Origin of the sequence: Bacillus sp. HSf4 (assembly GCF_029537375.1) — a bacterium.
Lineage (GTDB): Bacteria > Bacillota > Bacilli > Bacillales > Bacillaceae > Bacillus > Bacillus sonorensis_A.
Genome location: NZ_CP120679.1, coordinates 1,099,931 through 1,120,800, shown reverse-complemented (window position 1 = coordinate 1,120,800; position 20,870 = coordinate 1,099,931). Strand labels below are relative to the sequence as shown.

At 45.5% G+C, this 20,870-nt stretch carries 23 protein-coding genes; 5 read left to right on the top strand and 18 right to left on the bottom strand.

Features of this window, described 5'->3' with window-relative positions; genetic code table 11:
- The first annotated feature begins 57 nt into the window (after positions 1-57).
- The gene (locus P3X63_RS05675; RefSeq protein WP_003180249.1) at positions 58-273 is read left to right on the top strand and encodes a hypothetical protein; all 216 of its coding nucleotides are present in this window, start codon (positions 58-60) and stop codon (positions 271-273) included.
- Between the two features lie 49 nt (positions 274-322).
- Here the strand turns inward: P3X63_RS05675 and P3X63_RS05670 are convergent, their stop codons facing one another.
- Entirely contained in the window at positions 323-421 is a 99-nt protein-coding gene (locus P3X63_RS05670; protein WP_003180247.1) for a YjcZ family sporulation protein, read from the bottom strand.
- A gap of 121 nt (positions 422-542) precedes the next feature.
- Complete coding sequence (locus P3X63_RS05665) at positions 543-629, bottom strand: YjcZ family sporulation protein (protein ID WP_035427975.1); 87 nt, start codon at positions 627-629, stop codon at positions 543-545.
- A 162-nt stretch (positions 630-791) separates the two neighbouring features.
- On the opposite strand from P3X63_RS05665, the gene P3X63_RS05660 reads away from it, so the two are divergent.
- Positions 792-1,652 (top strand): peptidylprolyl isomerase, encoded by an 861-nt coding sequence (locus P3X63_RS05660; protein ID WP_026586259.1) that lies wholly within the window; start codon positions 792-794, stop codon positions 1,650-1,652.
- A 48-nt stretch (positions 1,653-1,700) separates the two neighbouring features.
- Here P3X63_RS05660 and P3X63_RS05655 read toward each other — a convergent pair whose 3' ends face one another.
- The 6 genes from P3X63_RS05655 to P3X63_RS05630 form a co-directional block, all read right to left on the bottom strand.
- Positions 1,701-1,928: a sporulation YhaL family protein gene (locus tag P3X63_RS05655; RefSeq protein ID WP_026586258.1), complete on the bottom strand. Its 228-nt coding sequence runs from the start codon at positions 1,926-1,928 to the stop codon at positions 1,701-1,703.
- 67 nt (positions 1,929-1,995) lie between these two features.
- Positions 1,996-2,940, bottom strand: coding sequence for a 3'-5' exoribonuclease YhaM (yhaM, locus tag P3X63_RS05650; RefSeq protein WP_277692578.1), 945 nt, complete (start codon positions 2,938-2,940; stop codon positions 1,996-1,998).
- Between the two features lie 73 nt (positions 2,941-3,013).
- On the bottom strand, positions 3,014-5,962 hold the full coding sequence (locus tag P3X63_RS05645) for an ATP-binding protein (protein ID WP_277692577.1): 2,949 nt from the start codon (positions 5,960-5,962) through the stop codon (positions 3,014-3,016).
- A gap of 13 nt (positions 5,963-5,975) precedes the next feature.
- Positions 5,976-7,202: a metallophosphoesterase family protein gene (locus P3X63_RS05640; RefSeq protein ID WP_277692576.1), complete on the bottom strand. Its 1,227-nt coding sequence runs from the start codon at positions 7,200-7,202 to the stop codon at positions 5,976-5,978.
- Positions 7,203-7,328: 126 nt separating this feature from the next.
- Entirely contained in the window at positions 7,329-8,600 is a 1,272-nt protein-coding gene (locus tag P3X63_RS05635; RefSeq protein WP_077737109.1) for an ABC transporter permease, read from the bottom strand.
- Positions 8,593-9,489, bottom strand: a complete 897-nt coding sequence (locus P3X63_RS05630; protein ID WP_026586253.1) for an ABC transporter ATP-binding protein — start codon at positions 9,487-9,489, stop codon at positions 8,593-8,595. Before P3X63_RS05630 ends, P3X63_RS05635 begins: the two co-directional genes overlap by 8 nt.
- Positions 9,490-9,607: 118 nt before the next feature.
- On the opposite strand from P3X63_RS05630, the gene P3X63_RS05625 reads away from it, so the two are divergent.
- On the top strand, positions 9,608-9,793 hold the full coding sequence (locus P3X63_RS05625) for a YhzD family protein (RefSeq protein WP_026586252.1): 186 nt from the start codon (positions 9,608-9,610) through the stop codon (positions 9,791-9,793).
- A gap of 67 nt (positions 9,794-9,860) precedes the next feature.
- On the opposite strand, the gene P3X63_RS05620 is transcribed toward P3X63_RS05625, so the two are convergent.
- The 10 genes from P3X63_RS05620 to P3X63_RS05575 all read right to left on the bottom strand — a co-directional run bounded on the left by P3X63_RS05620 (position 9,861) and on the right by P3X63_RS05575 (position 17,850).
- A complete protein-coding gene (locus tag P3X63_RS05620) occupies positions 9,861-10,130 on the bottom strand; it encodes a hypothetical protein (protein WP_277692575.1) in 270 nt (89 codons plus the stop codon).
- A gap of 17 nt (positions 10,131-10,147) precedes the next feature.
- Entirely contained in the window at positions 10,148-10,288 is a 141-nt protein-coding gene (locus P3X63_RS05615; protein ID WP_179115746.1) for a hypothetical protein, read from the bottom strand.
- Positions 10,278-11,396 (bottom strand): Rap family tetratricopeptide repeat protein, encoded by a 1,119-nt coding sequence (locus P3X63_RS05610; protein WP_077737112.1) that lies wholly within the window; start codon positions 11,394-11,396, stop codon positions 10,278-10,280. Before P3X63_RS05610 ends, P3X63_RS05615 begins: the two co-directional genes overlap by 11 nt.
- 122 nt (positions 11,397-11,518) lie before the next feature.
- Positions 11,519-12,286, bottom strand: a complete 768-nt coding sequence (locus P3X63_RS05605; protein ID WP_277692574.1) for an enoyl-CoA hydratase — start codon at positions 12,284-12,286, stop codon at positions 11,519-11,521.
- 132 nt (positions 12,287-12,418) lie between these two features.
- Entirely contained in the window at positions 12,419-13,936 is a 1,518-nt protein-coding gene (locus P3X63_RS05600) for a coproporphyrinogen III oxidase (RefSeq protein WP_277692892.1), read from the bottom strand.
- A gap of 166 nt (positions 13,937-14,102) precedes the next feature.
- Complete coding sequence (locus tag P3X63_RS05595; RefSeq protein ID WP_026586247.1) at positions 14,103-14,966, bottom strand: Cof-type HAD-IIB family hydrolase; 864 nt, start codon at positions 14,964-14,966, stop codon at positions 14,103-14,105.
- A 464-nt stretch (positions 14,967-15,430) separates the two neighbouring features.
- The gene (locus P3X63_RS05590) at positions 15,431-15,784 is read right to left on the bottom strand and encodes a YlbF/YmcA family competence regulator (protein ID WP_026586246.1); all 354 of its coding nucleotides are present in this window, start codon (positions 15,782-15,784) and stop codon (positions 15,431-15,433) included.
- Between the two features lie 101 nt (positions 15,785-15,885).
- Entirely contained in the window at positions 15,886-17,016 is a 1,131-nt protein-coding gene (locus tag P3X63_RS05585) for a DUF445 domain-containing protein (protein ID WP_277692573.1), read from the bottom strand.
- A gap of 241 nt (positions 17,017-17,257) precedes the next feature.
- On the bottom strand, positions 17,258-17,647 hold the full coding sequence (locus P3X63_RS05580; protein ID WP_026586244.1) for a hypothetical protein: 390 nt from the start codon (positions 17,645-17,647) through the stop codon (positions 17,258-17,260).
- Positions 17,644-17,850: a helix-turn-helix transcriptional regulator gene (locus tag P3X63_RS05575; RefSeq protein ID WP_277692572.1), complete on the bottom strand. Its 207-nt coding sequence runs from the start codon at positions 17,848-17,850 to the stop codon at positions 17,644-17,646. The genes P3X63_RS05580 and P3X63_RS05575 overlap by 4 nt, the downstream gene beginning before the upstream one ends.
- A 459-nt stretch (positions 17,851-18,309) precedes the next feature.
- Between P3X63_RS05575 and P3X63_RS05570 the strand changes: the two genes are divergently transcribed.
- Together P3X63_RS05570 and P3X63_RS05565 are read left to right on the top strand one after the other, a co-directional pair.
- On the top strand, positions 18,310-19,395 hold the full coding sequence (locus P3X63_RS05570; protein ID WP_277692571.1) for a YheC/YheD family endospore coat-associated protein: 1,086 nt from the start codon (positions 18,310-18,312) through the stop codon (positions 19,393-19,395).
- Positions 19,392-20,735 carry a YheC/YheD family endospore coat-associated protein gene (locus P3X63_RS05565; RefSeq protein ID WP_026586241.1) on the top strand — a complete coding sequence of 448 codons (1,344 nt, stop codon included), beginning with the start codon at positions 19,392-19,394 and terminating at the stop codon, positions 20,733-20,735. Before P3X63_RS05570 ends, P3X63_RS05565 begins: the two co-directional genes overlap by 4 nt.
- Positions 20,736-20,870: the final 135 nt, after the last annotated feature.

Below are 20,870 nucleotides of genomic sequence, written 5' to 3'. Positions count from 1 at the left end.
AAATCCTTTTTTTCAGTCTATTTTCTATCTTTTTTAATAAATATTTGGTAATGTAATATGGAGCAGAAACAGAGAGGGGGATCTCCTATTATTCTTTTTTATTTCATCTTGTTTGCGGTCTTCACTGTGTTTAACATAAACAAGCTTACAAACTCTTTATGCCTTGTCAGAGAGATTCCTGAAGAACGGCAGGATAAGGTATTTAGAATGATTAACGTGCTGATTTTAATTTTATTGATCTCATCATTCATTGAGATTTCCTTTACAGTGTAAAGAAAAAGGATAGCTGCCCTTCAGAATGTAAGGGAGCTATCCTTTTTCATTAGCATATCCAAGAAGCACCAATAATAATTAATAAAATGAACAGTACCACCAACAGTGCAAAACCGCCGGCGAAACCTCCTGCGTAACCATCGCCCATATTGACACCTCCTCTGCCCCAGTCGTTACATTAGTGTATGCACGAATGTCATGAAACGATTAGGCTCTCGGAAAAAGAAAAGAACCGCCGGAATTGGCGGTTCTTTTCCTATTTTCCAGGTTTAGCACAGATAAGCTGCACCAACGATGATTAACAAAATGAATAACACGACCAATAAAGCAAAACCGCTTGAGTATCCTCCGCTCATGTTATTGACCTCCTTTTCTTGATCACTATATGTGTATGACCGCCGAGAAAATTTGACTAGACGGATGCCCCTCTGTTGAAATTCTTTTTACAGCATGTCAGAATATGATATGATACAATTTAAAGGAAGTTTAAACTGTTAAGATTAGGAGTGTTTGCATTTATGAAGAAAATTGCAATTGCGGCGATAACAGCAACAAGCGTGCTGGCTCTCAGCGCATGTAGCGGAGGAGATTCTCAGGTTGTTGCTGAAACAAAAGCTGGAAACATAACAAAAGAAGACCTTTACCAAACCCTTAAAGAAAACGCCGGAGCGGACGCGCTCAACATGCTTGTTCAGAAAAAGGTACTCGATGACAAATACGATGTCACCGATAAAGAAATCGACAAAAAGCTGAACGAGTACAAAAAATCAATGGGAGACCAGCTTGATTCACTCATTAAGCAAAAAGGCGAAGACTATGTCAAAGATCAGATTAAATATGAGCTTCTCATGAAAAAAGCCGCAAAGGATAACATAAAAGTAACCGATGATGACGTAAAAGAGTATTATGACAGCCTAAAAGGCAAAATCCGCGCAAGCCACATTCTTGTCAAAGACAAGAAAACCGCAGAAGAAGTTGAGAAAAAGCTGAAAAAAGGCGAAAAGTTTGAAGACCTTGCAAAAGAGTATTCAACTGACGGCACAGCTGAAAAAGGCGGCGATCTCGGCTGGTTTGCCAAAGAAGGCGAAATGGATAAAACATTCAGCAAAGCCGCTTTCGCATTGAAAACAGGCGAAGTCAGCGAACCGGTCAAAACGGATTACGGCTACCATATCATTAAGAAAACCGAAGAGCGCGGCAAATATGATGATATGAAAAAAGAACTGAAAAAAGAAGTTGAAGAACAAAAGCTAAACGATCAAACTGAGCTTCAATCTGTCATAGACAAGCTTGTGAAAGACGCTGATTTAAAAGTCAAAGACAAAGAGCTGAAAAAACAGATCGATCAGTCACAGACAAACACCAACAGCAACAGCTGATGTCGCAAAAAAAGCTGTCCATCCCTAAGGGGTGAGGACAGCTTTTTATTATGCGATGGAATGTTCATTTTTCTCTGAACCCTCGTTTTTGTCATCGGCAGAACGCTTCATTCGCCTTTCTTTTTCCTTCTCCATGCGCTCGATATAAATGCGGCCTTCTTTTTCTATAAACGACTGATCGATCTTTTCCTCTTCCTTTGCGGTCGCCATCAGCTTATAAGCGCTGAATATAATGCCGACGATGCAAAGGTAGACCCACCACGGAAACAGCAGCATGGCTCATCCCCCTTTTTCAATAAACTGTATATCAGACATTATGCAAAAAGGAGACAAGTTATGACGTTTATTTATGAAAACTAGGCTTGTAAAAAGAGCGGTTATCCAAAGCAAAGACGCGTTCCGTATATTCACCAGGCTTGACCCGTTCGAGCGCCCTTTCCATCATATTGATTTTCGCGTCAAGATTGTCAATATAATGAAGGACCTCCGCCTCTTTGACCATCGGCGGCTTCGGGCTTCCCCATTCAGGTTTGCCGTGGTGGCTTAAAATCAAATGCTGAAGAATCAGCACTTCCTCGGTATCAATTTGCAGCTCTTCTGCGGCTTTTGAGATCTCCGTCACCATAATTGAAATATGGCCGAGCAGATTCCCTTCAACCGTATAGGTGGTTGACACCGGGCCGGAGAGCTCTTTGACCTTCCCGAGATCATGCAAAATGACACCGGCATACAGCAGATCCCGGTCGAGCGTCGGGTACAGGTCCGCGATCGATTTCGCCAGCTTCAGCATCGAGACAACATGGTATGCCAGTCCAGATACAAACTCATGATGATTTTTCGTCGCAGCCGGAAAGTCCATAAATTCATTTCCGTATTTTTTGACGAGGTGTCTCGTGATTCGTTGAATATTCGAGTTTTTCATTTCAAAAATATATTGGGTGACCGTATCCATCATTTCATTTTTGGGGATCGGGGCGGTCTCTAGAAAATCGTCGATCCGGACGTTTTCATGTTCGGCCGCAGGTCTGATGTTTCTCAGTTTCAGCTGGTTCCGCCCGCGGTAATGATGAATGTCTCCGACCACTTTGACGATCGTCTGCGGTCCATAAGTCGTTTCATCATGTTGCTTGGCGTCCCAAAGCTTTGCTTCAATATCTCCCGACTGATCCTGGAGCATCAGTGTTAAAAACGGTTTTCCGTTGCTTGCGATCCCTTTTGTCGACGATTTGATAAGCAGATACATATCGACCTGTTCGCCGACTTCATGCAGCATAATACCTTTTGCCATTTTAAAGCTCCCTCCGTTTTCTTACATAAATTCATTATAACACAGACCATTTATTGACAGATTGACATTAACCTTATTTTTCCATCTGGTGCAGACTTGGAGAAAGCATTGTCACCTCTCCCTCGCGGAAAGCTTCTCTCACATGCTCATGACATGTAAAGTATAATATTTGCTGCTCTTCGCCTGACAGGCGTTTTAATATGTCCAGCACCTGTTTAAACCTTTTTCGGTCAAAATGGACGAAGCTGTCATCAAGCAGGAAAGGCAGATTGATGCGTTTTTGCTGGGACAGGGCGAGCGCAAAGCGGATCGCCAAATAAAGCTGTTCACATGTGGCCTGGGAAAGCTCGTGTGCGTAAAACACAGCTCTGTCCTTCCTCATGACCATCATGGCGTCATCTGTTTCGGAAAAATAAATGTTTTCATATCGTCCGTCTGTTAACGGCTTTAATAAAGATTCTGCTGTATGCAAAAGCTTCGGAAGACGAACCTTCTTATGGTCTTCTATCCTGTTTTTCACCGCCTGCCTGACAAGCTTGACAGAGGCCCAGTTTTTGGCGAGTTCGGTGACCCGCGCTTTTTGCATTTCCACCAGGTGTGTGAGCTCGGAAACCGTTCCGGATTCTTCAAGCCTGCGCTGCTCTGCCAAAAGCATAGCAGCCTTTTCCCTTTCTTCTTTCAGCTGAATTTCCGTCCTGTTCCTTTGTTCGTTGGCTCCTTCAAGCTTTTCTTTAAGATCGGCAAGAGAATGAGCGGACGCCAGCATGACGGCCCTTTCGTCTTTTTTGCTGATCTCAGCTTTGATCCGGCTGAGCTCTAGTTTCACTGCTTTTTTGAACTCATCGCGCTTCGCCAGTTCAATAAACCTATCCCGGCCGTTTGCTCCAGCCTTTTGAAACAATGCGGTGATTTGTGATTTGAAGTACTCCGCTTCCTCCGACAATTCTTTGATTTGCTCATCCGTATGTTGAATAGACAGCTCTGCCTCCTGTTTTTTCAGGAGCTTTTCTTTTTGTGAATCAAGCTCGTGTTTCAGCTTGAACATCAGCTCCTGCACGCTGCCTTCAGATTGAAGGAGCGATGTGGCGAGCCGTCTTAAGCGCTCTTCAAACGATGCTTTTTTTGCCTTCAAGCTCCGAAGTTCGTCTTCCATTTCCCTCTTTTCGGATATCCTCGTGGAAAGTTCCTTCATCAAAGCGTAAGCATCGGATAAAAAGGACGGATCAATTCCCAGGTTCAGCTCTTTTAAATAGCGATCGATTTGCTCCTGATAGGGAAAAAAATCTTTTTCCCATTCTTCGAATTTTTGAATCGCCCGTTCGTATTCCGCCTCTTTTTGCTTCAATTCAGACTGTTTGGCCATGAGCAGCTGTCTGTTTTGGTCGTCCCTCCACAGCGCTTCTCTTAAGCGTTTCAGTTCCGGGCCATTTTCCGCTGCACCGCGTTCGGCATCTTCAAGCTGCTTTTCCATGAAAGCCATAACAGAGGACGGCTCCGGCTTTTTCAATGCGAAAAGAATCAACACGAGCGATAAGGGAATGATCAAAGCGGCCGGAAGCCAAGCTTTGAAAAACACCGCGGCGGCGCCTGCTGCAATTGCCGCTGTCAGCGCCGCGGCAGCAGCGGTTTTCCTTTTTTTCATCCGCTCGTTTTGTTCACGCTTCAGAAATGACAGCTGGCGCAGCAGCTCTTCACGTTTCAAGGCCCCTCCGCCGGCTGCTGTCAAACGGCTCAGCGCTTCCTCCTTTTGTTTGCGGATATCATCCGGCATCACTTCGCCTTCAACATCAGAACAGGCCTGTTCCGCCTCCTCAAGATTGATCCGCGCCTGTTCAAAGCGTTCATCAAGGGTTCGTTTCTCTTCGCGCAATCTGAGAAAAGTCTGAACCGTCTCCTCAAGCTTCCACTCGTACTCGTATGTGGTGTCCGCCTTGAGAATGTCCGCTTCATGATCGATCTTCAGCCGCTTCATCCCGGCCTGAACCCTTTCATTCGTCTGCTTCAGCTTGTCCGTCAGCGTCATGATTGTCTCGGTATATGATTGGTAAAACGGATGCTCTGATAAGAGCTCTTCGATTTTCGCTTCATGCCGCAAATAGCCTTCATGCGGCGCAAGAGCCGCCGCCTGCTGCTTCAAATCGCGTTTTTTTTCTTGCAGCGCCTTCAGCTGAGCGGCCTTTGGATGAAGGTGGGATTCGTACTTTTCAAGCTCAAAAAGCCCTCCCTCCGGGAAGCCGCTTTCTGCGGCCCCGTCCGCCTCAAGCTCTGCGGCCAGCCGCCGCTCCTCTTCCTTCAGCGGATGAATCTCGATCGCCTGTTCAATTTGCGCGATCGAGTGCATCAGGTCTTTCAGCAGCCGTTCGTTCTCCTTAATGGACGCTTCCGCGGCTTTTTTTCCGTTTACGATTTGCTGATAGTCGCCTTCGCGCGCTTTCGCCTTTTTCAGATCTTCAGAAAGCTTTTTTAAATGTTCAAGCTCCTGATTGAGCTCCGGCTTCCGGCCATTCGGCTTAAACAGCTCTTCCTGCCTTTTTCTCAAAGCTTCATCCATTTTGGATACGGCGTCTGATCCGAACAGACTTGAGAAAAGCAAAAACTTGTCCATTTGATCACGGCTGAATTGATGAATCTCTTGAAGCCCGAACACATCAAATGAGTAGACCGCTTTATACAGCCGCCTGTCGATGCCTGACAGCAGCTGTTTCAAAAACGCCTCCGGCCGGGTGCTTCCATCTTCTAAATATACGGTGACCCGTTCAGGCTTTCCCGCAATCCGTTCAATGCGGATATGACCCAGTTCGGGATGCCGGGCTTCCAGCATTCCCCCGTAGATTCCGCCTGTTTTCGGCACGTATCGCTTCGTTTTCGGAAAGCCGAACAGCATGCTCTCAATAAAGGACATCAGCGTCGTTTTTCCGGCTTCATTCAGCCCGTAGATTAAGTGAAGGCCGGAAGGCGAAAGGCGAAATATCTGATTGGCAAACTTCCCGTATCCGTATATATGTATTGCGTGAATATTCACCCCGTATCCTCCCTTACTTCCTGATCATCTTCAGCCCATGAAGCAGAGCATTTTGCGCCTGAATGCGAATGCCGTGAACATCTTCCTTCTCAAAGCGCTCTCCATACCTTCTGAAAACGGGGTGTCTCTCCAAATCGGCGAGAATCAGGCCGATATCCTCAAAATCATTAATTTCACGTGTGAGCTCCCGGAAGAACGAATCGCTTTCCAAGTCCTCCATCCCTCTGTCAGTCCGGTCTTCGACAGCGGCGAGCCAGATGAAATGTTCTTCTTCCAGCTCCTGGTCATGAAAAATGTCAAGCAGCTCATCTGTGATTCCCGCCGACCCTTCCCTCAAATAAGGGGGAGCTTCTCCGGTCAGCACGGCTTTGATGCAGGCGGGTTTTCCTTGATTTCTGAATGATTGAAAGACGCCTTCGATCAGATCGATTAAGTCTGTTAAATGTTTTGTTTCCGATATATCGAGATCAACCGTTTCCCAGAGCACATCCGAAACCGCTTTAAAGGCAAAGGAAAGTTCGCCTTCATGAGCCTTGACGAGATAGCAGCCTTTCTCACCGGTTTCCTTCATATGGCGGGATTGTGTGTTTCCCGGATAAATCACCGCCGGATGTCCGGATGAAATGACCTGTCGTTTATGAATATGGCCGAGCGCCCAATAATCCATCTGGCCGTTTTTTAGATCTTGCAGAGAAAAGGGACAGTATGGATCATGGCCGCTTTCCCCTGCAAGCGTGCCGTGGATCATGCCGATATGGAAGGGGGCGTCCGTCGTTTTTTTCATTTCGGAAGCTTTGTTCGCAAATACCGAGCGCTCCGGATAACTGTATCCATATATGCTCGCCGCAAGCCGGCCGTCTTTGTAAAACGGCTTTTCTTCAATGTCCTCCGCAGAAAAAATGTGGACATTGTCAGGCCATTCAACAGGTGTCCATTCCCCGCCCAAATGATCATGGTTTCCGAAAATGACATAAGCCTTAATATCGTTTTCCCGGAGTTTTAAAAATTGATTGCGCAAAAACATTTGGGCTTTTAAGCTGCGGTTCGCTTCATCGAAAAGATCGCCGGCCAGCAGCATGAAATCAGCCCGCTCATCTACGGCAAGCTGAAACACATTCGCCGCGCTCTGAAATGTGCTGTTTTTGATCCTGCGGTATACCTCTTCAGGAAGCCGGCTGAGGCCGTGGAACGGACTGTCCAGATGCAGATCGGCAGCGTGAATGAAGGTGATGTTTGTCAATCTTCTGCTCCTTTTTTATAAAACAATTTCTGCCCTCATTCTATCACGGCTTTCAGGCGAATGCACGTTCTATTGATCAACCGGAAAAAGCAGCTTTTCTTTCAAGCTGCTTTTCTCCTATTCTCACTATTCGTCTTTGGACAGGCGAAGCGCCTGTTTGATATTTTTCAGCCCGCCTCCGTGGCCGTACATGAGAACGCCGCCTTTATAAACCCGCGCACCGATGACCGCGAGAATGATGATGGTTGCGGCGGTGATGCCGATGCCAAGCGCCGCCTCCCAAAACGGAATATCAAGCATTCCCACCCTGAGAAACATAATCATCGGGGCGAAAAACGGAATGAAGGAAGTGACCGTAATAAATGGTGAGTCAGGCGCGTTTAAACCAAACATCGCAATCATAAATCCGGCGACAACCAAAAAGATCATCGGGGAAATCGTCTGCTGAACGTCTTCTATCCGGCTGACGATGCTGCCGAGAAATGCGGCAAGCGTTGCATAAAGGAAATAGCCGAGCGCCAGAAAAATCACGCCGTAAACGAGCGTTGCCACAGGAACACCGGATAGGTCGAAAAAGCCTTTAATCTGTTCTGCCGCTCCGCCTGCATTCTCTGCGTTTGCCTGCAGGGACATATAGCCTGCCAGAATCAGGACGGCCAGCTGTGTAACCCCCAAGAGGGCGATCCCGAACAATTTGGCAAACATTTGCTGAACGGGCGGTACACTGGAAATTAAAATCTCCATGACGCGGGACGATTTTTCGGTTGCCACTTCAGTCGCGATCATTGATGCATACATCACGACAGATATATAGATGACAAACAGGACGATATAGACAAGGCCTGACGCCTTCTCCAGCTCTTCCTCCGTTTTGGCCCCTTCTTTCAGAGCGACACTTTTGATTTTAACCGGTGCAAAAAGCTGATTCAGCTTTTCCGGCGGCACATTCAGCTCAGCCGTGCCGACGGCGATTTTCGTTTGTGAAAGCGCCTGTTCAATCGTGGAAACAGATGACTTCTCAGCGATATCAAGCGCCTTATATGTTCCGGAGACTTCGCCTTTTTGATCCTTGGCTAAAATGAGGATCCCGTCAAGCTTATCATCTCTTACGTCTTGTTCCAGCTCTTTTTCAGTCTTCTTCGCTTTTTCAAGCTTCAGCTCATGATCCTTGTCAATCGCCTTCACCTGCTGGGAAAATGGCTCATACAGCTGATTCGCTTCATCAATGACGGCGATTTTATCCGCTTCACCGCCGTCACTGTCAAACATGGAAATAATTGAGCCCAGGTTTGTGACGACCATCACCAGTGCAAGTGTGATCACAGTCGAGATGATAAAAGACTTCGTTTTCAGCTTGCTTATATATGTATGAAAAAGGACAATCCAAAACCTACTCATAACGGGCACCTACCTTTTCAATGAAAATATCATGCAAAGAAGGCTCTTCCAGTTCAAACTTTCGGATAAACCCGCGCCCTTGAAGCATGGAAAACAGCTCCCGGGAAATGTCCTCATTCTCGATTTGCAGCCTGACGCCGTCAGAAATCTCTCTCCACTTTGTAATCCCGCTCGCTTCTTTGAGAAAACTCAAGTCGTCATCTGAGTGGATCGTGACGTTCTTTTTGCCAAAAGAACGCTTGATTTCTTTTAATCTTCCTTGAACGACCGGCGTGCCGCGCTGCAAAATGCAGACGTGTTCACAGAGCTCTTCAACATGCTCCATCCTGTGGCTCGAAAAGACGATGGACGTTCCGCTGTTTTTCAGGGAAACAACCGCGTCCTTTAACAGCTCGACATTGACAGGATCGAGTCCGCTGAACGGCTCATCGAGAATCAAAAGGTCGGGTTTGTGCAGAACAGCTGTGATGAACTGAATCTTTTGCTGGTTTCCCTTTGAGAGCTCTTCAACCTTTTTATCCGCATATTCTGTAATGTGGAATTTTTCCAGCCATTTATCCATTTCTTTAAGCGCGTCCTGTTTTGACATGCCTTTCAGACGGCCGAGGTATACGAGCTGATCTCTTACTTTCAGCTTCGGATACAGTCCGCGTTCCTCCGGCAAATAGCCGATGCTGCCGGTGACATTGTAATTGATCGGCTTCCCCTTCCAGGTCACCGCGCCTTCTGTCGCATTCAAAAGGCCCAGTATCATTCGAAACGTCGTCGTTTTTCCCGCTCCATTTGCACCAAGCAGTCCGAACATTTCTTTCTCGGGGATCTCGAGCGTCAGATCGTTCACCGCTGTAAAAGAACCGAACTTTTTCGTTACATGATCGATTTTCAGCATCAAAAACTCCTCCTTCCAATTTACAATCATACGTTAGTCATACAAATTTAAAAAGGATTTTTTTGATTTTTATATAAATTTAAACAAACAGATCTTTATTTGTGAAAGGAGAATATAAATGGAAACATATTATGTAACCGTTTTCGATCCTTCGGGGGAAACCTTGCTGAATGAACGGTTTGAAGCGATGAATGAGGAAGAAGCAAAAGAAAAAGGAAAAAAGCTGTTGAAGGAAAAACAATTCTCGGACCATACCCACCGTGTAGTTCATTCGTCCGGTAAAATGATCGTGTTCCAAAGATAAAAGAAATCGCGAGGCGGCGCTTTGAAGCAGACACCGGTGTTCCGCCGCCCGTCCTTTGACTGCTTGTTTACCCGAGAATCAACGCGGCCAACAAGCCGAGGTTAAGCAATCCGAGCAAAAACGACACAAATGCAATGCCTTTATGTCTCTGCCAAAAATAGAGACCGTTTGCGATCAGCACAGAGATGATGAAAACGTCGAAAATGCGAAACGGCATGTCTTCCAACTGAAAGACCGGATTGAAGACAGCAGTTCCAGCCGCGCCCAGCACCAAAAACAAAGAAACTGACCAAAACGATTTCCACTCTTTTGCCGCCGGGCTTCCTAAATCCTCCATAAACTAAAGTGCGCCTCCTATGCCGTTGTATTCCCGTCCGAAGTCGTGATCATTTTGTCCGCATACAGCGAAGGGGCTTTTCCGCTTTCCGACAAAAAGCTCGCAGACGTCAACACACAAGCCAACGACAACGCGACAACCAGCAGCTTAACTTTCATACAACGCATCTCCCCTTTGAATTTTTCGTCTTGCCTGAGCGCCCTTTTCATAATAAAAAATGGAATCTTTCAGCCGCTCAACTTTATTATAATATTGAGCCGCGTCTAATGCCAGTTCTTCGACAACAGAATACATATGTTTCGACTCCAAATAATCAAATCCGCGTTCCACAGCGATTTGGTCCCCTCCGTCTAAATACAGTCCCCGCAGAATATTCAGCTTTGCCGCATGTTCTTCATCGCCGAGAGATGCCGCACTTTTGATGCCTTTTTCGTAACATTCGGCAGCTACAGCAAAATTGGCCTGTTTCAGATGGACGTACATCAAATTGTAGAGAACCTTTGGAATATATGATGAACTTTCCTGTTTGAAAATGGAAAGAGCGCTCTCCATGTGGTCGGAAGCTTCGCGGTATAATCCTTGATAAAAGTAGCAATTCCCCAAATTGAAATGTGCGGATGCCGTCAAATGGCTGTTTTCGATTTTTTTCGCATCTTCTAAAGCATTGGACAGACTTGTCAGCGCATCACCATATTTCATCGATTCAACCCAATTGCCGGCAATGATAAAATCGCAAAAAATCTTTTTTTCTTTCAGTGTTTCGTATTTGTTAAAAATCTCGGAAGCCAGCTCCGCATAGTTGATCGAAAGGTACCGCTGGTTGATATAATAATAAATTTCCGCAAGCTTATAATAAAACTCTGCCTTTTCAACCTCGTCTGCCAATACGCTCACTTTTTGTTCAGCCATTTTATAACAGTCGATCGCTTTGACGAACTGCTTTTGCTTAAATTCGTACATTCCTTTAAAAAACCAATAGTAATAGTTTAATAACCCCGTCATTTGGTCTTCTTTTTCTTCCAAATCCCGAAGGTTTTTTTCAATATTTTCTGTTTTTTCTGGTTTCAAATAGCTGAGCATCAGCTTATGCCTGAATTCTAGCAGCGAATAATAAAGCAGGACATCCTGATTTTCTTCCATGTCTTGAAAGTCGTTTAAAATTTCGGCTTTTAATGATTCACTGGCGGCGACCTGATTTTTCCGAATGGCGTTGTACCAGTCATTCAGCTTTGCAGCAACGAATTCAGATGGAATCTTTTGTCTCAATTTTCTCCGCCCCCTCGGCTCCAACAACCTGTGTCTTATGAATCATTTTATAAAAGTTTAAATTTTTTTACAAATCGTTTCAAACCTCATTCCCATGACCGCCATCCCATTCGTGCCTTTAGTCATTGGCGATTAAACCGGGGTTGCCGCTTTTCCAGAAACGCCCTGATTCCTTCTTGATGATCGCTTGTCCTTCTCATTTTGATCTGGGACACTTTTTCAAGATCAAGCGTTGTGCGAAGACGGCCGGCATTCAAAGTCTGATAAATTTTTTTCGTCTCAATCATGGCCGAAAGCGGCGATTCGAGCAGTTTTTCGAGATGCGCCCCAACATGGCGGTCGAGATCCCCGTCAAATACCGCATCAACCAGCTGAAGCCTCCTCGCTTCATCAGCCGTCAGCTTTTTGCCGCTCCAAATCAGTTCTTTGGCGGCGCGTTCACCAATTCGCCGTTCCAGAAAAAAATGCCCGCCGCCATCAGGGACAAGACCGATGCCGATAAAGTTCATCGCCAGCTTTGCTCCTTTGTCGGCAAGCACATGGTCACAGCTGAGTGCAAGGCTCAACCCCAGCCCCGTCGCCGCACCGTGGACGGCCGCGACCGTAATCTTCGGCATGCTGTAGATCATCATTGCAATATCGGAAAGCGTATCAATCACAAGTTCTGACAGTTTTTCATCGGTGGACAGCATCATGTTGATGTCGCCTCCCGCTGAAAATCCCTTTCCGCTGCCTTTCAGAAGCAAAAGCATCGCTTCACTTTCCGAAGCAAGGGTCAATGCCTCTTTCAGCTCTTCAAGCATTTGGACATGTAAGGCATTATACGCCTCTGGTCGATTCAGGACAATCTCAAACATCTCGCCCCTGTCTTTCCATTTGATATACTCCAACTTTCAGCACCTCCGAGAATGCGTTTTCAAAAGACGTTAGCTTTACTATTCCACTTTTAATCTCCAAAACCTTTTTTTAAGTCTGAAGTTTCATTTCACAAAAAAACTGCCGGTTAGGCCGGCAGTTCAGATTTAAGCCCTATGAAACCCGCTTTTGGCGTCCTGTTCATAAAGCTCAGACAGGTAGCGAAGTTTTTCCTCTGTGTAGTGTTCAAACCTGTCGTTATATGTTTTGGGATCCTTCGGATTGGCGAAATGCGTGATTTTTCCTGTTTTCGGATCGACAAATTTACTTGCCGCTCCGCAGCCGATGCCGATGATCGTCTGCTTTTCTTCCATGATCATAATGTTGTAGATGCTTTCCTGTCCCGGCAAAGAGTAACCGATATTTTCAAGATTGCCGAGGATGTTTTTTTGCCTGTACAAATAGTAGGGATGATAGCCGTGCTGTTTTGTCCAGGACACTGCATCATCCATCATCTTGACGATTTCCCCGCGGTCGGCCACTTTGTATTTGTGCTTGTTTCTCGTCATTTCAGATGCCCGTTTAAATGACAATGTATGGACTGTCAGTGACTCCGGCATTAATGCTTCCGTTTCGCGAAGGGAGTTTTGGAATTCTTTGACGCCTTCGCCCGGAAGGCCGATGATTAAATCCATATTGATGTTCGACATGCCGTGCTTTCGTGACAAATGATATTTTTCAATCGTCTCTTCAACCGTATGATGGCGTCCGATCGCCTTCAGTGTCTCATTTTCGTACGATTGCGGGTTGATGCTGATGCGGTCGATGTTCCATTTGTTTAAAACGGCGAGCTTTTCCTCTGTGATGGTGTCAGGGCGGCCCGCTTCAACCGTAATTTCACGGATATTTTCCACATCGGGAAAGGAGCGGTACATTTCTTCATACAAAAGATCCATTTCTTCCGCGGAAATGCTTGTCGGTGTGCCCCCGCCGAAATAAACGGTCGTAATTTTCACATGATGGGTTTTGAGCCATTCGCCGATTTTCTGCATTTCATAGTGCAGACCCCACAAAAATGAACCGACCCGTCCGGCCTGCCCCCTGATGGCGTAAGCTGGAAACGTACAGTAGGCGCATTTTGTCGGACAGAACGGGATGCCGATATAAATCGAGACTTCCCTGTCCAATTCGTATAAATCAGGAACAGCTTTCAGCTGCCGGTCGATGATGTTTTGCATCAGTTCGATCTTTTCTTCATGAATTAAGTAATCTCTTTTTAATTCGGCATGAGCCTGCTCTTTTGACAAGCCGCTCTGCAGTTTTTTGTGAAGCAGCTTTGTCGGACGGACGCCTGTCAAGATGCCCCACTTCTGCACGATCCCCGTATGCTTTTGCAGCATCGTTAAATAAATATAGGAAACGGTGTTTTTCACCTGTTTGAACGCTTCTTTCTCCGACAAACCGGGCGCAAGTGATTTCGTGCAGTCGGCTTTGATGTCCGTATCTTTGATTGCTCCAGATGCGCTGACTGATGCCTCGTCCCGCTCATAGCGGAGGACAATCGCAAGGTCGGCTGTTTCTTCTTCAGCGAAAACAACCTCGGACTCTTCAAAAAATAGGTTGGCTATGTGCTCAAGGGGCCGCTGGAATCTTTCATCTTGAAGCCCTTCTATATAAATGCGCAATCTCATCACCTTTTTCGTTTCAAAACTTTCTTTAGTGTACAAAAATAACCGGGCAAAATCAATCCGGGCCGGCAAAAAGGCCTCCCCTCCCCGCATTTAACATTCCGGATTATGCCCGTAACAAACGAATCCCCGTTTCCAAAACGAAAACGGGGATGTTGTCGGATTATACTTTTCTAATATGGAATTTTTTAAGAAAGCCTTTGCTCTGCTGCATTCTGAAATATTCTTTAATCATATAGGCGACGCCCTGCTCATCATTGGATCGCGTCACCCAATCGGCTTTTTGCTTGACTTCCTGGACGGCATTGCCCATTGCCACACCGAGTCCCGCAAGCTCAATCATCGGCAGATCATCGATGTCATGGCCGATCGCGACGACATCGTCCATATTGAAGCCAAGATCTGCGGCAAGCATGGTCAAGCCCGATTCTTTTGAAACGCCTTTGTGGACGATCAGCATTTTTTCTCCAGCCTCGATGATATCGACCGAAGGAAAAGCGCCTTTGATCGTTTCTTTGATATCCTCTTGCTGCTCTTTTGTACAATAAACTTCAATAACCGGCGCACTGACCGGTTCATCCATCAGCATATCGCTTAAGGAATCAACGAACTGCACGGGATAAAAGATCGGATCAGACGGATGGATCATCGTTTTGCCAAGCAGATTGGAGTTTGTTTTTTTGCGGTTGCCGATTGAATATTTTTCATGGAGGATTCGTATATTGCAATCATAGCTCTCCAATATTTGAACAAGGTTGAACGTTTTTTCTTCGGAAATCCTTTTTTCCAACAATGGTTCATCGATATTGTCGGCAATAATGGCCCCGCTGTGGGTAATCAGTTTTGCATTGAGTTTAAGCGATTTGGCGATTTTTTGCGCCGAGCGAAAATGCCTGTTTGTGACAAGCGTAACATATACATCTTTTTTCTTTGCATATTCTATCGCTTCCTTCGTTGCGGGATGAAGCCGTCCGTTTGTCCGAAGCAGCGTTCCGTCTATATTGAGCGCAAGCATTTGTTTTGACACTTGGAGGTCCCCCTTCTTTGATGACTGAATCTATTACAGAGAATATGTCCTGATCCGCCTCTTTAGAACAGAGCTCTTTTGTTCAAATAAAAAAAGCCTGTGAAAAACAGGCTTTTGCTTCGCATCTTTTTGGATACGATCATGATTTCTCCCTAAAATATCCGAAAACAGCGAATTCAATGCCCCTTTTCATTCAATTCGCTGTATATAATGAACCCCTTTTATTTGACCGGAAGTTGTCGTGCTTTCCTTCAACAAAATCTGTTCATTTTCTCTGTACCCCTTAACATTTTGCCGCAAGTCAGTTTATCATGATCGTATCCCGGCAAACTATGAAAGCACTTACATTTAGTATTATCGCAACAATTTCACAAATTGACAAGTCTTTTTTTAAATGATTATGAAAGTTATTTATTCACCTAGTTAAAAACCCCCTCTTTTCCATGTAAAGAGGGGGTTTTTTATTAGCTTTCCGGATTTCCGTAAAGTTCTTCCAGCGGCTTCATGATGATTTTGTTCAGTTCGGCAATCAGCACGCTCATCCGCTGCTCTGCTTCCATCAGCTGAGAAATTTTTTCATGCTGCTGGACAAGCGCTACGGATTTTTGCGCCTGTTCGACTTCCTCCTGGGAGATGTCTTCACCGTTCATCTGTTTCTGCTGAAGCTTCAGCTGAATATCACGAAAGTTATCAAACATCTTTTTGGCAGATTGATCGGCATTCACCTCATCATAAAGGCTTTTCAACCGGGAGTATTCATCGCTTTCACGCAATGCCTTCTCCAAATCATAAGCCGAATCGTGCAAGTTGACCGTCATGTTCATACGCTCCTTTCCTGCCGTTATTTCCTCTCATGGAAATGGCACCACTCCACTATAACAAACTATGGAGTATTTTTCACAGTTATACAGACGATTTCTCAGATGAAGATCACGAAGAGGGCTTGAACCGCTCCGATGATTCCGCCAAGCAATCCGCCTAAATACGTGATCATCTTAAACTCCCGTTTCGAGATGGACAAGACCATTTCCTCGAGACGCTCGACCGGAAAATTGTCGACCTGCTCCTTTACGATGTCTTCAAGCTGGAGCCTTTTCAATATATCTTCCAGGCGGCGCCCTGCTTCTTCAAGAAGGCGGTCGGTCACTTCCGGCAGACGTTTTTCAACCTCCTGTTCGATCATGGAGACGTATGAGCCTGTCGTTCTTTCAAAAAAAGGCGCGAGCGAAAATCGCTTCATCAGCTTTTGTTTCATCTTCATGATCAAGGTTTGAAGGTTCCATTTGTCATCCGCTTCTTTAAAAGTATACTCCTTCAGCTTGTCCCATTCATTTTCAAGCAAATCCATCAGCAGCCGTGCGGTTTCACCGTTTTTCAAAAACTTGATGATCTCCGGCTGAACGCGGTCAACCAGGCTGCTGTTGCCTAAAAACATCTGCACCATGCTCCCGAGCATGCCGCGCTCTTTCAAAAAATCGTCAATCATATGTCCAAGGCGGCTTTTCCCTTCATCACTTTCAAAATAGCTGACAGCCCGCTGCAAAATATAGTCGGACACCATCGGGATTTTTTCTTTCAGCTTTTCCTGTGCTTCTATAGGAATCAGCTCTTTCAGCGGTTCATGTTCATACGCCGCCAAAAGGGCAGACAGCTTTTCATCCGTCCATTTGTTCACATATTGGTCGGCCTTCTGGGCGGGATCGGCAATTCCGATTTTTTCGAGCGCTTCTCCAAGCGTAAGCGTCGATTGGCCTGCGTGCGACAAGAGCCGCCTCCCCAATTGGAGCGCCTCTTTTTTGACCGTGTCCGATGTCAGCCTTTTTTGGATTCCCTCCGTTGTCAGCAGGTGACCTGTGACCATCTGTCCCATCTGCCTCGCCAGTTCATCACGTCTTTTCGGAATCAAACCGGGTGTAAAAGGGATCCGCTTCCCGAATATGTAATGCGCCTTATATGGGCGAAAAAGCATTTTGATCGCAAAGTGATTCGTCACAGCGCCAATCAGTGCGCCAATTGCAATCATGATGATAAAAATTCCTAAAACATACATTTATTTTTCAACTGCCTTCCATTCACCTGATGTCATTGCTGCCTAGACTGCACACGGCCTTCCGCAGCTGGGACCCGTTATGCCTATCATTATCTAAGGATACACTGTTTCATAATAGGAACCTGAAGCACCTTACACTCGCCTCTATTTAAAAAACGAATAAGCTGCGTCTTCTTTAGGATTGCCTTTTTCCTTTACTTACAGAAATTTATTTTCATGCTAGAGAAAAAAGTTATACATATTACTGATATTTTTTTGCAACTAAAAACTCAATAAAAGGTAAAGTTATCATTGATAGCGCTAATAACAGCAATAGAAAGATATTCATTGTCTCGTTTATAAATTGGTCAGCAGCTACTGCTCCAAAAATAAAAAATGTCAGAAGAAAATAACTCACTTTCGAACTTTTCTCTGTAATCCTTTGTCCGAGCTCTTCCTCCTGCAATATTCCATCTTGCTCTTTCTTTGTTCCCCAAGTGATAGCAGAAAAAAATATCATCAACAAAGCACCCATACTCATAACTTCGTTAAATCCAACAGCTTTTCCAACAACAATCTTATAAATTGTAAAGCCTATCACAATCAGAGCAGCTATACCCGATATTGCTGAACTCATTTTTCGAGTGCTCATCCTTCTACCTCCCTTTCATTTAAAAACAAGATATCAACCCTAACTTCTAAATTTTTTGCAATATCAAATGCTAATTGTAAACTGGGGTCATATTTATTGTTTTCAATGGCATTAATCGTCTGTCTGCTCACATTGCATAAGTCTGCCAATTTTCCTTGCGAGATGTTTTTTTTCTCTCGATACTCCTTGATTTGATTTTTCATCAGATTTCCACCTTCACAATAAGATAGGTGTTAAAAAGTTTTTACATACAGAGTATAAAAAAAGATGGTTAAGGTGTCAAATCTTTTTTACATCCAAACCATCATATCAAAATATGTCTTCTTTCGCTAACCTATCCTTTAATTGAAGTCCATTTCTTCACAATCTCCATCATGATATTATCCAGCGTTTATTTGAACGTCTTATTCCATTAAATCAACCGATTGCGGAACAAAAATAACATGGGACAGGCGTTTGAACAATAAAATTGGTCAAGTGGCTTTTATTTAGGGCGAAAAATATTTTTAATAAATTTCCAATTTATAAATGCCTATTTCCGCAGTTTCAGGCGTATCATTTAACAGAAGTTCATGTATATGATGATTGTCCCCACGGCTTAAAGAGTTAGCCGCGTCCTTTTCTTTGGCCGGCTAAGCGTTTTTTAACAAGGAGGAATATGCATGCTGACGCTTGGATTTATGTCGCTGTCCAACGATCATGAAAAAGATTATGCCGAGGAATTGGCGAAAATGGCTTCGGAATACGGCATTCGCTTGATCCGGTTTACACCTTTGGATATCTCTCCGGGCTCCCTATTTGTTAAAGCGCTCACATATCACCCCAAATCGGGACAGTGGAACGAAGTCGAACGGGAAATTCCCGAAGTGATCTATGACCGCTGCTTTTACGGCCGCGATCAGCAATCGAAGAAAGCAAAACCGATCGTTGAATGGCTCAAAAAATACCCGAAAACGGTCTTCCTCGGACTTGGACTCCCTGATAAATGGATGGTTTACAAGGCTTTAAAGGCCGACTCCATTCTCCAGTCCTATTTGCCTGCCACGAGGCTTGCGGCCAGCGCGCAGGATATACTGCGCCTCCTTGCCAAAGAAAAATCGTGCATCTTAAAACCCGCTTCCGCATCAGGAGGACGCGGCATCATCCACCTCGAAATGACGGGGAAAACGGTGAAAGCCTCTTACCAAACAGGGAAGCATAAACAGCTCAAATCGTTTTCAAAGCAGGCTTCCTTTGAAACATGGTGCAAAAAAGTCCTGCAGCACCGCTATCTATTGCAATCGTTCCTCGACATTCAAGACAAAGACGGCTACCCGTGCGACATCAGACTGCTTTTGCAAAAAAACCGCTCGGGGGAATGGGAAACGGCCGGGAAAACGGTGCGCAGAAGCTACCAGCACGGACTGCTGGCGAATCTGACCGGGGATGCTGAATCGGTAAGCTTTGACAGCTGGCTCGTATCCGTTCCCAAGAAGCGCCAAGCCGTCCTTCTTGATGATTTGGAGACGATTGCTCAAGCCGTGCCAAAAGCGCTCGAATCCGGGCATGGGCCGTTATTTGAGCTCGGCCTTGATATTTGCTTGACGAAAGATGGAAAGGTTTGGCTTCTTGATGTCAATTCTAAGCCGGGAAAAAAAGCTTTTTTAAAACATTCCCCTGAAAGCAGACTGCTTTTGCATCAAGGTCCCCTGGAATACTGCTCCTTTTTGGCGGAAACGTTCGATAAGAAAGGGGCTGGGAAAAGATGACCGGTCAAACGTTTACGGTCGGGATCCATCCAAACAGTGAAAACACGATGCTGATTCCCGCTCCTTTCAAACAGGAAGGTCTGCTTTATGCGGCTTTTGGAACGTGTGTAGAAAGGTGTCATATCTCCTTTGACAGTCATTTGCAGCGAACGGTTTTGCTCTCTGAGAATCTGTACAAAAGTCTGCGGATTCCGCACCGCGGGAAAGCGACCTTGTTTTTCCGCGATAATACCGTCCATATCGGGCCGTTAATCGGGATATTCACCGCCGGCTTCACAAAGTCGGAGCATGAGCCTCTGAGAGACCGTTCTTTGTTTTTTTCGAAGCTTTTAACAATGGAGCTTCCGGCCGGCGGCTATTGCTATCTGTTTGGCACCCATCAAATCCAGTGGGAAGAAGGAACGGTCCGCGGCCTCATCTTCAGGGAAAACGGCTGGGAGGAAGCCGTCGTTCCCCTGCCGAACGTCGTTTACGACAGGCTGCCGAATCGAAAGGCGGAAGACTCGGCCGCCCTGCAGGAAGCGAAGGTGCGTCTGGTGAACGAATACCGGATTCCATGGTTTAATCCCGGCTTTTTTAATAAATGGGATGTATATGAAGCCTTACGGCATGACGAAAGAACGAAAGAATTCCTTCCTTATTGCGAATTAGAGCCCGGTGCAGAAACAATCAGCGACATGCTGAAGCAATATGGCGTCATCTATGTAAAGCCGACCGACGGCAGCTTGGGAAACGGCATTTTTCAGCTTTCTAGAGGTGAGGATCAACACTTTTTGGCAAAGGACGCTAAAAGCGAGAAAACGTATCCGGGAGCGGACGCTTTTTTAAACGATTTAAAAAAACGTCTGAAAGCCCCGTATATCGCCCAGCAAGGTATTGAACGGGTCAAGGTCGGCGATCGGCCCGCGGATTTTCGGGTGCATACGAACAAAAACGGAAAAGGAAAATGGACCGTAACAGCAATCGCCTGCAAAATCGCGGAAAAAGACGGCATCACAACTCATCTTTCAAAGGGAGGCGCCGTCAAAACGCTTGGAGAAATCTATGATGACCCCAAGGAGAGGCTGCTTATTCTGCAAAAGCTGACCAAAACAGCTCTAGTCATCAGCAGTGTCCTTGACGAAAAAATACACGGCTTTATCGGTGAAATCGGTCTTGATCTCGGGATGGACGTGTCAGGAAAGGTTTGGATATTCGAGGCCAACTCCCGTCCGGGCAGAGGAATTTTCGCCCATCCCCGTCTATCATCTGTCAGCCATTTGACGAAAAAAAGAAATTTCGAATACGCGTCTTACTTAACCGAACAATCGCTCCTCCATCCGGAGAGCATGTGGACCTAGATGAAAACCGTGAAGTTGATGCTTCACGGTTTTTTGTGGAGAAACCATTTGAAAAGAGCCTATGATCTTTGCTGTGAATAAGATACAATGATAACAAATCAACGTTGGATAGCCGGCTTGTGGTTCGACCGCGGA

Excerpts from the sequence above, each read along its gene's own strand:
- P3X63_RS05670 (WP_003180247.1), bottom strand. The coding sequence starts at position 421 with ATGGGCGATGGTTACGCAGGAGGTTTCGCCGGCGGTTTTGCACTGTTG.
- P3X63_RS05635 (WP_077737109.1), bottom strand. The coding sequence starts at position 8,600 with ATGAGTAGGTTTTGGATTGTCCTTTTTCATACATATATAAGCAAGCTG.
- P3X63_RS05620 (WP_277692575.1), bottom strand. The coding sequence starts at position 10,130 with ATGGAGGATTTAGGAAGCCCGGCGGCAAAAGAGTGGAAATCGTTTTGG.
- P3X63_RS05655 (WP_026586258.1), bottom strand. The coding sequence starts at position 1,928 with ATGCTGCTGTTTCCGTGGTGGGTCTACCTTTGCATCGTCGGCATTATA.
- P3X63_RS05665 (WP_035427975.1), bottom strand. The coding sequence starts at position 629 with ATGAGCGGAGGATACTCAAGCGGTTTTGCTTTATTGGTCGTGTTATTC.
- P3X63_RS05585 (WP_277692573.1), bottom strand. The coding sequence starts at position 17,016 with ATGTATGTTTTAGGAATTTTTATCATCATGATTGCAATTGGCGCACTG.
- P3X63_RS05590 (WP_026586246.1), bottom strand. The coding sequence starts at position 15,784 with ATGACGGTCAACTTGCACGATTCGGCTTATGATTTGGAGAAGGCATTG.
- P3X63_RS05575 (WP_277692572.1), bottom strand. The coding sequence starts at position 17,850 with ATGAAAAATCAAATCAAGGAGTATCGAGAGAAAAAAAACATCTCGCAA.
- P3X63_RS05615 (WP_179115746.1), bottom strand. The coding sequence starts at position 10,288 with ATGAAAGTTAAGCTGCTGGTTGTCGCGTTGTCGTTGGCTTGTGTGTTG.
- P3X63_RS05570 (WP_277692571.1), top strand. The coding sequence starts at position 18,310 with ATGCTGACGCTTGGATTTATGTCGCTGTCCAACGATCATGAAAAAGAT.
- P3X63_RS05580 (WP_026586244.1), bottom strand. The coding sequence starts at position 17,647 with ATGAGCACTCGAAAAATGAGTTCAGCAATATCGGGTATAGCTGCTCTG.
- yhaM (WP_277692578.1), bottom strand. The coding sequence starts at position 2,940 with ATGGCAAAAGGTATTATGCTGCATGAAGTCGGCGAACAGGTCGATATG.
- P3X63_RS05675 (WP_003180249.1), top strand. The coding sequence starts at position 58 with ATGGAGCAGAAACAGAGAGGGGGATCTCCTATTATTCTTTTTTATTTC.
- P3X63_RS05660 (WP_026586259.1), top strand. The coding sequence starts at position 792 with ATGAAGAAAATTGCAATTGCGGCGATAACAGCAACAAGCGTGCTGGCT.
- P3X63_RS05625 (WP_026586252.1), top strand. The coding sequence starts at position 9,608 with ATGGAAACATATTATGTAACCGTTTTCGATCCTTCGGGGGAAACCTTG.
- P3X63_RS05630 (WP_026586253.1), bottom strand. The coding sequence starts at position 9,489 with ATGCTGAAAATCGATCATGTAACGAAAAAGTTCGGTTCTTTTACAGCG.
- P3X63_RS05565 (WP_026586241.1), top strand. The coding sequence starts at position 19,392 with ATGACCGGTCAAACGTTTACGGTCGGGATCCATCCAAACAGTGAAAAC.